Origin of the sequence: Salinarimonas sp. (assembly GCF_046292825.1) — a bacterium.
Classification (GTDB): domain Bacteria; phylum Pseudomonadota; class Alphaproteobacteria; order Rhizobiales; family Beijerinckiaceae; genus Salinarimonas.
On the sequence record NZ_JBKBQG010000003.1, the window covers coordinates 91,353 to 103,992 of the forward strand.

The following is a 12,640-nucleotide window of genomic DNA, read 5'->3' on the forward strand; positions in this document are numbered from 1 at the left end:
ATGTCGAACGCAACGCCCGCGCTCGCCGCGCCGATCGAGAAGACGGACGGCTATTGGACCACGGTCGCTCGTCGTCTCGCCCGCGATCCCGTGGCGCTCGTCGCCGGCGCGGTGCTTCTCGCGATCTTCCTCGCGGCCGTCTTCGCCCCCTTCGTCGCGCCCGCCGATCCCTACCAGGGCTCGATGCTGCGCCGCCTGCGCCCGATCGGCACCGAGGGCTATCCGCTGGGCGCCGACGAGCTCGGGCGCGACATGCTCTCGCGGCTCATCTACGGCGCCCGGATGTCGCTCCTGATGGGCGTCACGCCCGTCGTGATCGCCTTCTTCGTCGGCTCGGCGATCGGGATCTTCGCCGGCTATGCGGGCGGGATCGCCAACACGCTGATCATGCGCACGATCGACGTGTTCTACGCCTTCCCCTCCGTCCTCCTCGCGGTGGCGCTCTCGGGCGCGCTCGGCGCGGGGCTCGGCAACGCGCTCCTGTCGCTCACGGTCGTCTTCGTGCCGCCGATCGCGCGCATCGCGGAATCCGTCACGACGCAGATCCGCGCGCGCGATTTCGTCGAGGCGGCGCGGGCCTCGGGCGCCTCCGCCCTCACGATCGTGCGCGTGCACATCCTCGGCAACGTCCTCGGGCCGATCTTCGTCTACGCGACGAGCCTGATCAGCGTCTCGATGATCCTCGCCTCGGGCCTCTCCTTCCTCGGCCTCGGCGTGCGCCCGCCCGAGCCGGAATGGGGGCTCATGCTCAACACGCTGCGCACCGCGATTTACGTCCAGCCCTGGGTCGCGGCGCTGCCGGGTCTGATGATCTTCGTCACCTCGATCTCCTTCAACCTCCTGTCCGACAGCCTGCGCTCGGCGATGGACATCAAGTCGTGAGGAGGCGCCGCTCATGGATCTCGTGAAGCCGCCGACGCAGCCGAGCCGCCCGGAACCGCTCCTGTCCGTGCGCGGTCTCGTCAAGCATTTCCCGCTGTCGAAGAGCTGGTTCTCCGGCCGGGAGGAGCGCGTCTACGCGGTGGACGGCATCGATCTCTCGGTCCATGCCGGCGAGACGCTCGGCATCGTGGGCGAATCGGGCTGCGGCAAGTCGACGACGGCGCGCCTCCTGATGCAGCTCATCGCCCACGACGACGGCGAGATCGTCTTCGACGGCAAGACGGTCGGCTCGCGGGCGCTGCCGCTGCGCGAGTTCCGCCGCCAGGTGCAGATGGTGTTCCAGGACAGCTATTCCTCGCTCAACCCGCGCCTCACCATCGAGGCCTCGATCGCCTTCGGCCCGCAGGTGCACGGCGTCTCCCGCAAGGAGGCGCTCGCGCGGACCCACGCGCTCCTCGATCGCGTCGGCCTCGATCCGCGCCGCTTCGCCGAGCGCTACCCGCACGAGCTCTCCGGCGGCCAGCGCCAGCGCGTCAACATCGCCCGCGCGCTCGCGCTGCAGCCGCGGCTGATCATCCTCGACGAGGCCGTCTCGGCGCTCGACAAGTCGGTGGAGGCGCAGGTCCTGAACCTGCTCATGGATCTCAAGGACGAGTTCGGCCTCACCTACGTCTTCATCAGCCACGATCTCAACGTCGTGCGCTACATCTGCGATCGGGTGCTGGTGATGTATCTCGGCAAGGTCGCCGAGATCGGCGCGACGCAGGCGGTCTTCGAGGCCTCGGCGCATCCCTACACGGCCGCGCTCCTCTCTTCGATGCCCTCGATCGATCCGGACAACCGCACGCAGGTCGCGCCGCTCGCGGGCGATCCGCCGAACCCGATCGACCCGCCCTCCGGCTGCCGCTTCCACACGCGCTGCGCCTTCGCCGAGCCCGTCTGCGCCCGGGACGCGCCGCGCGAGCGCGACCTCGGCGCCCGCCACCGCGTCGCCTGCCACCGGGGCGATCCGACCTCCGGCTACGGCCTCGCCGAGACGCCCGCCCCCCTCGCCGCGACGGGAGCCTGAGCCGTGAGCGCGTCCCCCGCCCCCCTCGAGACGCCCCCGCCCGCGGCCTCCGCTCCCGCCGCGCCCTATCTGAGCCTGCGCGACCTGCACGTGACCTTCGTCGGCGGCCGCAAGCCGGTTCACGCGGTCAACGGCGTCGATCTCGCGCTCGCCCCCGGCGAGGCGCTCGCGCTCATCGGCGAATCGGGCTCGGGCAAGAGCGTCACGCTGCGCGCGCTGATGCGGCTCAATCCGGAGCGCAAGACGAAGACGACCGGCGAGATCCTCGTCGGCGGGCGCGACGTCGCGCGGCTCGACGGCAAAGCCCTCTCGCTCTATCGCGGCGGCGAGGTGGCGATGATCTTCCAGGAGCCGCTGCTCGCCCTCGACCCGGTCTTCACCCTCGGCCAGCAGATCGTCGAGGCGATCCGCCGTCACGAGCGCATCGACCGGGCGCAGGCGCGCGCGCGGGCGCTCGCTTTGTTCGAGCGGGTACGGATCCCGAGCCCGGCGAAGCGGCTCGACGCCTACCCGCACGAGATGTCGGGCGGCATGCGCCAGCGGGCGATGATCGCGCTCGCGCTCGCCTGCAATCCGCGCGTCCTCCTCGCCGACGAGCCGACGACGGCGCTCGACGCCACCGTCCAGATCCAGATCCTGCTCCTCCTGCGCGACTTGCAGCGCGAGCTCGGCCTCTCGATCGTGTTCGTCACGCACGATCTAGGCGCGGCCGTGGAGATCGCGGACCGGATCGTGGTGATGTATGCCGGGCGGATCGTCGAGGAGGGGCCGGCGCGCGAGATCATCCGCAATCCGCGCCACCCCTACACGATCGGCCTCCTGAAGAGCCGGGCCGACGGAGCGATGAAGAAGGGCGCGCGCCTCGACGCGATCCCCGGCGCGCCGCCCGATCTCGCGAATCTCCCCGCCGGCTGCGCCTTCGCGGCGCGCTGTTCGATCGCCGAGCCGCGCTGCCGCGAGATCCTGCCCCCGCTCGCGCGCCATGCGGCCGGCGGCGGGGTGCGCTGCCTGCGCGCCGACGAGGCGCCGGGGCTGCTCGCGCGCTAGGACCGATCGCCGCACGCCCCCCGCCGCCGCGGCCGAAACGTGGCGAATCGAGGGCGGAATCCCGCGCCGTTAGACCTTCGGCGATAGGGACAGTGCGTAGATCAGAGTTGAAATTCTTGCATGGCTGCCGTACCGGTATGGCAACGCTCGTCGCCCGCGAGGCCGCGGACGACGGGCTGCAGCGCGAGTCGCCGCCGAAGCCGAAGGCCGGCGCCGAAACTCGCGGGGGAAACGAGAACAACAAGGGAGAACGTCGAAATGACAAAGAATGCCGGTCTGCGCGCCACGGCCTTCGCCGCGGCTGCCGCCACCGCCCTCGTGTCGATGCCGTTTTCGGCGCAGGCCGAAGTGGACCGCGTCCGTTGGCAGATCCCGATGGCCTTCGCCTCGTCGCTGACCGCGCTCGGCGACACGATGCCCTGGGTCGCCCAGAACCTCGAGCAGGTCTCCGGCGGGCGCATCCAGTTCCAGGTCGCGGAGCCGGGCTCCGTCATACCCGCGCTCGGCGTGTTCGAGAACACCTCGAACGGCAATATCGACGCGGGCTACTCGTTCATGGGCTACGAGATCGGCCAGGTGCCGGCCGCCGCTCTGTTCGGCGCCATGCCCTTCGGCCTCGATTCGACGCAGTTCATCGCGTGGATGTACTTCCACGGCGGCGACGAGCTCCTGAAGGAGACCTTCGCGCCCCACAACGTCTACCCGATCCTCTGCGGCTCGATCGCGCCGGAAGCGGCCGGCTGGTTCCGTCAGCAGATCGAGAGCGTCGAGCAGCTCCAGGGTCTTCGCTTCCGTGCGGCGGCCATCGGCGGCGAGATCATGAGCGAGCTCGGCATGTCGGTGACCATGCTGCCGGGCGGCGAGCTCTTCCAGGCGCTGGAGACCGGCGTGCTCGACGCGACCGAGTTCTCGCTGCCGACCGTCGACGAGCAGCTCGGCTTCTTCCAGGTGGCCAAGCACTATTACCTGCCCGGCTGGCACCAGCCCTCTACGAACCAGTACCTCTACGTCAACCTCGATGCCTGGAACGGCCTCTCGGAGCAGACCCAGGCGGTCATCGAGACCTCCTGCAAGGCCGGCACCATGATGGCCATGGCCAAGGCCGAGGCGCTGCAGGGCGCCGCGCTCGCCCGCTTCCAGGAGCAGGGCGTCACGCTCGAAACCTGGGACGAGGAGTTCCTCGACGTGTTCTGGGACGCGACCCAGCGCGTGATGGAGCGCCGCTCCGGGCAGGACGAGATGTTCCGCCGCGTCCACGAGTCGATGCGCGCCTTCCAGCGCGAGCATGCGCAATGGGGCGCCACCGGCTATCTGCCGCGCGACTGGGCGCTGCGCAACCTCGTCGGCGAGAACTGAGCGGAGCCGTCGTGGCCAATCTCCACGTTGCCCCGGAGACGAACGCGGCGCCCGAGCGCCCCGCGTTCGACCTCCCGCACACGGTGATCTCGCGCCCCCTCGACGCGTTCGTACGCGTCGTGGGGGAGGCGTTCTCCTGGATCTGGGTGGTCTTGATCCTCCTGATCGTCGGGAACGTTTTCCTGCGCTATGTCGTCGGCCGCAACTTCATCGCGCTCGAGGAGATGCAATGGCACCTCTTCTCGATCGGCTTCATGATGGGGCTCGGCTACACGCTCCTCAAGGACGGCCACGTCCGCGTCGACGTGCTCGCCGAGCATTGGTCGGACCGCAGGCGCGCCGCGATCGAGTTCCTCGGTCTCGTCCTCTTCCTGGGGCCGTTCCTCTATTTCGTGATCGTCTACGCCGTCCCCTTCGTCCAGCGCTCCTGGGCGCTCAACGAGGTCTCGGCGGCGCCGGGCGGGTTGCCGGCGCGCTGGGCGATCAAGTCCGTCATCATCATCGCGTTCGGCTTCCTCGCCATCGCGGCCTTCTCGCGGCTCACGCGCGTCACCGCGTTGCTCTTCCGCTTCCCGCGCCCGCGCCGGGAGGACGGAACGCCGGCCTGACCGCCGTCCCACGCATCCATCAAAGCCGCGGCTTGCGGAGTCACGCTTCGTGTTCGAGACATACGAAATCTTCGTCATCGCGATGTTGGGCTCCTTCATCGCCCTGATCTTCACGGGCTTCCCGATCGCCTGGCTGCTCGCCGGGATCGCGGTGATCTTCGCCGTCGGCGGAATTCTGCTGAACCAATATTTCGACGTCGACACGTACTTCCTGAACAATTGGCGCATCTTCGGCATCTTCGTGCAGCGCGTCTACGCGCAGATGTCGAACTGGGTGCTCGTCGCCTTGCCGATGTTCATCTTCATGGGCCTGATGCTCGAGCGTTCGGGCATCGCCGAACGGCTGATGACGAACTTCGTCAAGCTGTTCGGCCGCTATCCGGGCGGGCTCGCGATGGGCGTGATCCTGATCGGCATCCTGCTCGCCGCCTCGACCGGCATCGTCGGCGCCTCGGTGACGCTGCTCGCGATGCTCTCGATGCCGGTGATGCTCTCCCAGCACTACAGCAAGGCCTTCGCCTCCGGCGTGATCGCGTCGGCCGGCACGCTCGGCATCCTGATCCCGCCCTCCGTCATGCTCATCCTGATGGCGGACCAGCTCTCCCTGTCGGTCGGCGACCTGTTCATGGGGGCGCTGATCCCCGGCGTGCTGCTCGGCATCTGCTACATTCTCTACGCGCTCGTCGCCGCGCGCGTGGTGCCGACCCTGGCGCCGGCTCCGAAGAACCTCGACCCGGTCGATTGGAGCCTCGTGCGCGACACGCTGCTCGCCATCCTGCCGCCGGTGCTCCTGATCATCGCGGTGCTCGGCTCGATCTTCTTCGGCATCGCCACGCCGACCGAGGCCTCCGGCGTCGGCGCGCTCGGAGCGGCCATCCTCGCGCTCGTCAACCGGCGCTTGAGCATGGCCGTCCTGCGCGACGTCTGCATCAAGACGACGCTGACGACGGCCTTCATCTTCGGCATCTTCCTCGGGGCGACGGCCTTCGCCGTCGTGCTGCGCCAGCTCGGCGGGGACGAGTTCATCAAGGACCTCCTGACCGCGATCCCGCTGTCGCCCGGCGGCATCGTCCTCGTGATCCTGTTCGTGGCCTTCCTCGCCGGCTTCTTCCTCGATTGGCTCGAGATCTCGCTGATCCTGCTCCCGCTCGTCGGCCCCGTCGTCGCCAACGAGCTCGGCTTCAACCTGATCTGGTTCGTGGTCCTGTTCGCGGTGACGTTGCAGACCTCGTTCCTCACCCCGCCGGTCGGCTTCTCGCTCTTCTATCTGAAGGGCGTGGTCCCGCCGGAGGTGAAGACGCAGGACATCTATCGCGGGGTGATCCCCTTCGTGGCGATCCAGATGCTCGTCGTCGGCATGGTGTTCTACTGGGATCAGCTCGTGCTCTGGCTGCCGCGGCAGATGTACGGGTAGGGCATCGGCCCTCGGCCGCCGCCCCTCGATCATTGACGCGGCTCATGGCGAGGTTCAGCGCTTCCAATTGTCGGCGGCGCCTGCGCGCGCTTAGGCTCGCGCCGGACGGCCGTCAGGCGGCCCCACCCCCACTCGCGAGAGCCATCCCATGTTCGACGCCAAGAAGCTCCTCGATCAGATCATGACGTCCGCGCAGACCGGGACGCTGCCCGGCGGCCTCGGCCAGATCGCCCGCGACGCGCTCGGCTCGGCCACCGGGACCGCGCCGGGTGTCGGCCAAGGCGGAGGCGGCGTGGGAGGCGGGGTCGGCGGCATCGCCGCGGGCACGCTCGCGGGGGGCGTCGTCGGCCTCCTCCTCGGCAACAAGAAGGCGCGCAAGTTCGTCGGCAAGACGGCCGGCACCGCGCTCGCCGTCGGCGGCCTCGCCGCGGTCGCGGGCCTCGCCTACACGGCCTGGCAGCGCAACCGTCAGGGCGCCGCCGGCACCCCCGTCACGGCTGCGCCGGGCGCGCCCATGCTGCCTCCGCCCGACAGCCCCTTCGCGACGCAGAACGCGCCCGGCGGCGAGCAGGCGCTGGCGCGCGGCGTGATCGTGGCGATGATCCAGGGCGCCAAGGCGGACGGGCACATCGACGCCGCCGAGCAGGAGCGCATCTTCACGCAGATCCGCACCCTCGCGCTCGACGCCGAGGCCAAGGCCTTCGTGATGGACGAACTCGCCGCCCCGCTCGACATGGAGCGCGTCGTCGCCGCCGCGACGAGCCCCGCGATCGGCGCCGAACTCTACGCGGCCTCGCTCCTCGCCATGACGCCCGACGCGCCCGCCGAGCGCGCGTATCTCGATGCGCTCGCCGCGCGCCTCGCGCTCGAGCCGGGGCTCGCGGCGGAAATCGAGGCGCAGGTTGCCGCCGCCTTGGCGGGCTGACGAGAAAGCGACGCGTCGGGGTTCGATTGCGTTAAGGTAATCGGCGCGAATTATCGCATTCGCGCCGCCCTAATTCGGAATCGCGGCTTCGCGCAGAGTGGGTCGGCGATCGACGCAACGAGTCCGTAACGAGAGTGGCGCATCTCTGGGCTGTCTGATCCAGAGGTGAAGCCCATGTCCGTGCAGAAGATCCTGCGCGCGGGAGCCGCGATCGGTCGGAACGGCGCGCGTGCTCTCGCCGACCGCCGTGGCGGCGTGTCGATGCTGTTCGGCCTGGCCTTGCTGCCGGTGCTCGCGGGCGTGGGGCTCGCGGTCGACGTGGGGGCATGGCACGCCCATCGCACGACCCTCCAGACAGTGGCCGATGCCTCGGCGCTCACCGGCGCCCGCGAGATGCGGATCATCGGGCGCGACGCGACGGCCCTGGAGCTGCGCACGCACGCCGCGGCCCGGCAGGCAATGATCGGGCACGGCATCGACCCCGACGGCGTGCGGGTCGCCGTCACCGCCGATCCCGAGGCGGGCACGCTCGACATCACCCTCCGCGGCAGCCACGAGGGCACCTTCTCCCGCCTCGTCGGCATCGCCAGAATGGACATCGCGGTCGCCGCGACGGCGCGCCTGAGCGGTACGCTGCCGATCTGCGCGATCGCGCTGGAGACGCAACCGGGATCCTCGTTGTGGCTGCGCGAGCGCGCCCGCGTGGACGCGCGCAATTGCGCCGTCTTCTCCAACGGCAGCGGCGAGAGGGCCCTGCGCATCGACGACGACGCCTCCGTCAGCGCGGGTCTGATCTGCTCGGCCGGCGGCGCGCGCGTGCGCCCCGCGAGCGTGAGCCCGCAGCCGCGGACGGATTGCCCGAAGACGCCCGATCCGCTCGCCGCGCGCGGCCCCGGCTCGCTCGGGTCCTGCACGGTGCAGAACGCGCGCCATTCCTCGGACGTGCGCCTGAGCCCGGGCGTGTTCTGCGGCGGCCTGCGGCTCAATTCGGGCGCGCGCGTCGAGCTGCAGCCGGGCGTCTACGTGATCCGCGACGGGGATCTCGTCGTCGACGACGGGGTGCATCTCACCGGCCAATACGTGACCTTCGTCCTCGAGGGCACGAGCCGCGCGACGAACGTGCGCTTCGCGCCGACGTCGCGCGTGTCGCTCACCGCCTCGAAGGACGGCGCCGGCCGTCCGGCGCTCGCCGGCTTCCTGTTCCACCAGACGGCCGGCTCGCTGCCGATGCGCTTCCTGATCGAGAGCAACGACGCGCGCGTGCTGCTGGGCACCGTCTATCTGCCGAACGGCGACATCCAGATCTCGGCCGGCGGCGCGGTCGCCGACCGCTCGGCCTTCACCGTCATCGTCGCGCGCACGATCGCGCTCGACCGGGGGCCGACCCTGACGCTCAACACGAATTATCACGAGACGGACATCCCCGTGCCCGAGGGCGTCGGCCCCGTCGGCACGCCGGTCCTCGCGCGCTGAGGGCGCGCGGTCGGCGGGGATTGGCGATCATCCTTGGATGAATGGTCGGAGTGGCAGGATTCGAACCTGCGACCCCCTCGTCCCGAACGAGGTGCGCTACCAGGCTGCGCTACACTCCGATCCCCTGGTGAGGCGTCCGTATAGCCGCTCGCTCCGACCATCGCAAGAGGATTGCGCGAGGAAAAACGGAAATCGCCAAGTGCCCCGTCAAGGCCGTTGCCAGACGCCACGCCGCGCACTAAGTTCCGCCCGTCCGCCGCGCCGTCCCGTGCTCGGCCGGACCATTGGGGCGTAGCCAAGCGGTAAGGCAGCGGTTTTTGGTACCGCCATTCCCAGGTTCGAATCCTGGCGCCCCAGCCAATTTCGGCGGCCGGACGTGGGCCGCGGGTGCGCTCCCGTCGATCTCGCCGAGCGCGGTCTCCCGTTCTCCCGTCCCTGCGGCGCCGCGGCCTTGCGCTCCGCCTCGCGTGCCATTACAGACGCCTCCCCGCGAAGATTGGAGCCGATCCATGGCGCAGCATGTCTCGGTCGGCATCGATTTCGGCACGACGAACACCGTGGTCGCGGTCGCGCGGGCGGGCGAGCCCGTGCAGGCCTTGCCGTTCGCGCAGGCGCAGGGTCTGAGCGACGTGTTCCGCTCCGTGCTCGCCTTCGAGAACGTCACCGCTCGCGGCACGGCACGGGTCGTGGCGCATGCGGGCGAGGCGGCGATTCGCGCCTTCCTGGAGACGGCGTTCGAGCTGCGCTTCATCCAGTCCTTCAAGAGCCACGCCGCAAGCCGCCTGTTCGAGGACACGCGCGTCTTCTCGCGCCGGTGGCGGTTCGAGGATCTGCTCGCCGAGTTCCTGCGCCTCGCGATGGAGAGCGCCGGCGATGCGTTTCCCGAGCGGGTCGACACGATCGTCGCCGGACGCCCGGTCGCCTTCGTCGGCGCTTCGCCCGACGAAGCGCTCGCGACGCGCCGTTACGATGCCGGTTATCGCCAGGCGGGGCTCGCGCGGCCGGCTTACGTCTACGAGCCCGTCGGCGCCGCCTTCTGGCACGCCCAGGGGCTCACGCGCGACGCGACCATCCTCGTCGGCGATTTCGGCGGCGGCACGAGCGACTTCTCGCTCGTGCGCTTCGAGCGGCGGGCCGGGCGCCTCCATGCCCGCCCGATCGGCTTCGCCGGGCTCGGGATCGCGGGCGACGCCATCGACTATCGCATCATCGACGCCGTGATCTCGCCCGCCTTGGGCAAGGGCGGCTCCTACCGCTCGATGGGCAAGATCCTGCCGATGCCGGTGCATCATTACGGCGCCTTCGCGAAATGGCACCAGCTCGCGCTCATGCGCTCGCGCGAGACGATCGCCGAGCTCGAAGAGCTGGAGCGGCTCGCGCTGGAGCCCGAGAAGATCCGCGCCTTCCTCGACATCGTGCGCAACGACCGGGGCTTTGCGATCTACCGCGCCGTCTCGGACGCGAAGATCGCGCTCTCGAGCGTCGAGGAGGCTCGCTTCCGGCTCGACCTCGGGGCCCTGTCGATCGACCGCACCATCAGGCGCGGCGCGTTCGAGGCCTGGATCGCCGACGACCTCGCCCGCATGGACGCCACCGTCGCCGGCCTCCTCGCGCGAGAGGGCGTTCTCGCCCGCGACATCGACACGGTCTTCCTCACCGGCGGCACCTCGCACGTGCCGGCCGTGCGCGCCCTGTTCGAGCGCCGCTTCGGCGCCGACCGGATCGCGGCCGGCGATCCGTTCCAATCCGTCGCCTACGGCCTCGCGCTCGTCGGCCAGGAGGCGGATGTCGGCCCGTGGCTCGCGCGGGCCGCGTGAGGCGCGCCTGCGTGGCGTCCAGCGCTCGGAGCCGCTAGACTGCCGAGCGGGGAGGAACGCGGGCATGCGGATCACGATGGTGGGGGCGGGGGGCGTCGGCGCCTCCTACGGCGCGCGTCTCGCACGAGCCGGTCACGACGTGCGGCTCCTCGCGCGCGGCGCGCATCTCGAAGCGATCCGGTCGCGCGGGCTCACCTTCGTCGCGGACGGGACGGCGCTCACGCTGGCGCTGCCGGCGAGCGAGGATGCACGCGCGCTCGGGGAGAGCGACGTCGTGGTGATCGGCGTCAAGCTCTGGCAGACCGAGGAGGCGGCGCAGGCCGCGCGCCCGCTCGTCGGGGACGACACGCTCGTCGTCTCGCTCCAGAACGGGGTGGACGCGCGCGAGCGGATCGGGCCGATCCTCGGGCCGCAACGCGTCGTCCACGGCGTCTCGCAGATCTCCGCGATCGTCTCCGAGCCCGGCACCGTCGTGCAGCGCAGTCCGTTCGCGCGCATCATGGTCGGCGAAGCGGACGGGCGCCCGAGCGCGCGCCTCGGCCGCTTCGTCGAGGCCTGCACCGGCGCCGGGATCGAGGCGCGGGAGAGCGCGGCGATCGAGGTCGATCTGTGGGCGAAATTCGTGTTCATCGCCTCGCTCTCGGCGGCCTGCGGGATGTTCCGGTCGCAGGTGGGGCCCATCCTCGCCGATCCGGGCACGGCCGCGTTCCTCGAGCGCCTGATCGCCGAGGCGGTCGCGGTCGGGCGCGCGGAGGGCATCGCCCTGCCCGACGATCAGATCGCGCGCACGCTCGCCTTCACCCGGGGGCTGCCGCCGGGCATGCGCGCCTCGCTGCTCGACGATCTGGAACGCGGCGCGCGGCTCGAGCTGCCCTGGCTCTCGGGCCGCGTCGTCGCCGGCGGGCGGCGCCACGGAATCGAGACGCCCGCCCACGAGACGGCCGAGCTCGCGCTGCGGCTCCATGCGGAGGGGCGGCGCTGAGGTCCGCGCGCCTGCGGGGGCGCGACGCGGCCTACCGCATCGTCTCCATCGGCGCTCCCGCCGTCGCGAGCCTCCACGCGGCGAGCGCCTCGAAGACCGGCGCGAGCGCCGCGCCGGCCTCGGTGAGGCCGTAGGTGACCTTCGGCGGCACGGTCTCCTCGACCGTGCGCCAGACGAGCCCGTCGGCCTCGAGCCCGCGGAGAGTCGCGGTCAGGACGCGCTGCGTGATCGGGGGCAGGCTGCGCTGGAGGGCGTTGAAGCGCATCGGCGCCTGCCCGAGCCGGAACAGCACGAACAGCCGCCACTTGCCGGTGAGGAGCGCGAGCGCGCGCTCGACCGGGCAATCGGGGAGGGCGGGCCGGGCATCCATGGCGGTATCCTTTCGGTGCGTACTTGCGAGCGCGATCGCACCGTTCCATCTGCCTCCGCGATCGCGGAAGGCAAGGGAGACGCGCGGATGAAGGTCTTGGTTCTGGGGGCGAGCGGGCGCACCGGCGGGCATGTGGTCGAGGCGCTCGCGGCGGCGGGGCACGAGGTGGGGAGCTTCGGGCGCAGCCCGCCGAAGGTGGCGGGCGCGTCGAACCACGTCGCGGGCGATCCCGGCGATGCGCAGGCGCTCGCCCGCGCGCTCGGCGACGCGCAGGCGATCCTCTCCTGCCTCGCCTCGTCGAATACCGAGCCCGTCGCCTCCTCCGCCGCGCGCGCGGCGATCGCCGCGGCCGACGGGCGGCCCATGCGCTATCTCACGATCGCGGGCGCCGGGGTGGACGCGCCGGGGGACGCGAAGGGGGTCGCCGACAAGGCGGTCGGGCTCGTGATGCGCCTCGTCGTCGGGCGCATGCTGGCCGATCGCCAGTCCGAGCTCTCGATCCTCTCCGCCTCGCCGCTCGCCTTCACCATGCTGCGCCCCCCGCGCCTGACCTCCGGCGCGCCGACCGGCAGGTGGCGCTTCACCTTCGACAGACCGGCCGCGATGGCGATCGACCGCGCCGACCTCGCGGCTGCGATGGTCGAGGCGCTCGACCGCGCCGATTTCGCGCGCCGCGCGCCCTTCGTGTCGGCGTAGC

General features: G+C 71.0%; 12 protein-coding genes and 2 tRNA genes. 12 read left to right on the forward strand and 2 right to left on the reverse strand.

What is annotated here, in order from left to right:
* The 8 genes from ACK4UM_RS02935 (at position 1) to ACK4UM_RS02970 (ending at position 8,774) form a co-directional block, all read left to right on the forward strand.
* Positions 1 to 882: an ABC transporter permease gene (locus ACK4UM_RS02935; RefSeq protein WP_409795387.1), complete on the forward strand. Its 882-nt coding sequence runs from the start codon at positions 1 to 3 to the stop codon at positions 880 to 882.
* A 13-nt stretch (positions 883 to 895) separates the two neighbouring features.
* A complete protein-coding gene (locus tag ACK4UM_RS02940) occupies positions 896 to 1,951 on the forward strand; it encodes an ABC transporter ATP-binding protein (RefSeq protein ID WP_409795390.1) in 1,056 nt (351 codons plus the stop codon).
* Positions 1,952 to 1,954: 3 nt separating this feature from the next.
* Positions 1,955 to 2,998 (forward strand): ABC transporter ATP-binding protein, encoded by a 1,044-nt coding sequence (locus ACK4UM_RS02945; RefSeq protein WP_409795393.1) that lies wholly within the window; start codon positions 1,955 to 1,957, stop codon positions 2,996 to 2,998.
* 258 nt (positions 2,999 to 3,256) lie between these two features.
* Positions 3,257 to 4,354: a TRAP transporter substrate-binding protein gene (locus ACK4UM_RS02950; protein ID WP_409795396.1), complete on the forward strand. Its 1,098-nt coding sequence runs from the start codon at positions 3,257 to 3,259 to the stop codon at positions 4,352 to 4,354.
* Positions 4,355 to 4,365: 11 nt separating this feature from the next.
* Positions 4,366 to 4,962: a TRAP transporter small permease subunit gene (locus ACK4UM_RS02955; protein WP_409795399.1), complete on the forward strand. Its 597-nt coding sequence runs from the start codon at positions 4,366 to 4,368 to the stop codon at positions 4,960 to 4,962.
* A gap of 49 nt (positions 4,963 to 5,011) precedes the next feature.
* Complete coding sequence (locus ACK4UM_RS02960) at positions 5,012 to 6,376, forward strand: TRAP transporter large permease subunit (protein WP_409795402.1); 1,365 nt, start codon at positions 5,012 to 5,014, stop codon at positions 6,374 to 6,376.
* Between the two features lie 148 nt (positions 6,377 to 6,524).
* Complete coding sequence (locus ACK4UM_RS02965) at positions 6,525 to 7,301, forward strand: tellurite resistance TerB family protein (RefSeq protein WP_409795405.1); 777 nt, start codon at positions 6,525 to 6,527, stop codon at positions 7,299 to 7,301.
* Positions 7,302 to 7,475: 174 nt separating this feature from the next.
* Positions 7,476 to 8,774, forward strand: a complete 1,299-nt coding sequence (locus ACK4UM_RS02970; protein WP_409795407.1) for a TadE/TadG family type IV pilus assembly protein — start codon at positions 7,476 to 7,478, stop codon at positions 8,772 to 8,774.
* A 42-nt stretch (positions 8,775 to 8,816) separates the two neighbouring features.
* Here the strand turns inward: ACK4UM_RS02970 and ACK4UM_RS02975 are convergent.
* Positions 8,817 to 8,893, reverse strand: a tRNA-Pro gene (locus tag ACK4UM_RS02975).
* 166 nt (positions 8,894 to 9,059) lie between these two features.
* Between ACK4UM_RS02975 and ACK4UM_RS02980 the strand changes: the two genes are divergently transcribed.
* The 3 genes from ACK4UM_RS02980 (at position 9,060) to ACK4UM_RS02990 (ending at position 11,573) form a co-directional block, all read left to right on the forward strand.
* Positions 9,060 to 9,134: transfer RNA gene (locus tag ACK4UM_RS02980), tRNA-Gln, on the forward strand.
* A gap of 149 nt (positions 9,135 to 9,283) precedes the next feature.
* Entirely contained in the window at positions 9,284 to 10,591 is a 1,308-nt protein-coding gene (locus tag ACK4UM_RS02985; RefSeq protein WP_409795410.1) for an Hsp70 family protein, read from the forward strand.
* 64 nt (positions 10,592 to 10,655) lie between these two features.
* Positions 10,656 to 11,573: a ketopantoate reductase family protein gene (locus ACK4UM_RS02990; protein WP_409795413.1), complete on the forward strand. Its 918-nt coding sequence runs from the start codon at positions 10,656 to 10,658 to the stop codon at positions 11,571 to 11,573.
* Between the two features lie 31 nt (positions 11,574 to 11,604).
* Here the strand turns inward: ACK4UM_RS02990 and ACK4UM_RS02995 are convergent, their stop codons facing one another.
* Positions 11,605 to 11,943, reverse strand: a complete 339-nt coding sequence (locus ACK4UM_RS02995; RefSeq protein ID WP_409795416.1) for a winged helix-turn-helix transcriptional regulator — start codon at positions 11,941 to 11,943, stop codon at positions 11,605 to 11,607.
* Positions 11,944 to 12,030: 87 nt separating this feature from the next.
* Here ACK4UM_RS02995 and ACK4UM_RS03000 point away from each other — a divergent pair, with 87 nt between their 5' ends.
* Complete coding sequence (locus ACK4UM_RS03000) at positions 12,031 to 12,639, forward strand: NAD(P)-dependent oxidoreductase (protein ID WP_409795419.1); 609 nt, start codon at positions 12,031 to 12,033, stop codon at positions 12,637 to 12,639.
* Position 12,640 lies beyond the last annotated feature (1 nt).

Bases quoted from the DNA above. Each gene is read 5' to 3' on its own strand.
- ACK4UM_RS03000 (WP_409795419.1), top strand. From the start codon at position 12,031: ATGAAGGTCTTGGTTCTGGGGGCGAGCGGGCGCACCGGCGGGCATGTG.
- ACK4UM_RS02935 (WP_409795387.1), top strand. From the start codon at position 1: ATGTCGAACGCAACGCCCGCGCTCGCCGCGCCGATCGAGAAGACGGAC.
- ACK4UM_RS02950 (WP_409795396.1), top strand. From the start codon at position 3,257: ATGACAAAGAATGCCGGTCTGCGCGCCACGGCCTTCGCCGCGGCTGCC.
- ACK4UM_RS02990 (WP_409795413.1), top strand. From the start codon at position 10,656: ATGCGGATCACGATGGTGGGGGCGGGGGGCGTCGGCGCCTCCTACGGC.
- ACK4UM_RS02995 (WP_409795416.1), bottom strand. From the start codon at position 11,943: ATGGATGCCCGGCCCGCCCTCCCCGATTGCCCGGTCGAGCGCGCGCTC.
- ACK4UM_RS02940 (WP_409795390.1), top strand. From the start codon at position 896: ATGGATCTCGTGAAGCCGCCGACGCAGCCGAGCCGCCCGGAACCGCTC.
- ACK4UM_RS02965 (WP_409795405.1), top strand. From the start codon at position 6,525: ATGTTCGACGCCAAGAAGCTCCTCGATCAGATCATGACGTCCGCGCAG.
- ACK4UM_RS02970 (WP_409795407.1), top strand. From the start codon at position 7,476: ATGTCCGTGCAGAAGATCCTGCGCGCGGGAGCCGCGATCGGTCGGAAC.
- ACK4UM_RS02985 (WP_409795410.1), top strand. From the start codon at position 9,284: ATGGCGCAGCATGTCTCGGTCGGCATCGATTTCGGCACGACGAACACC.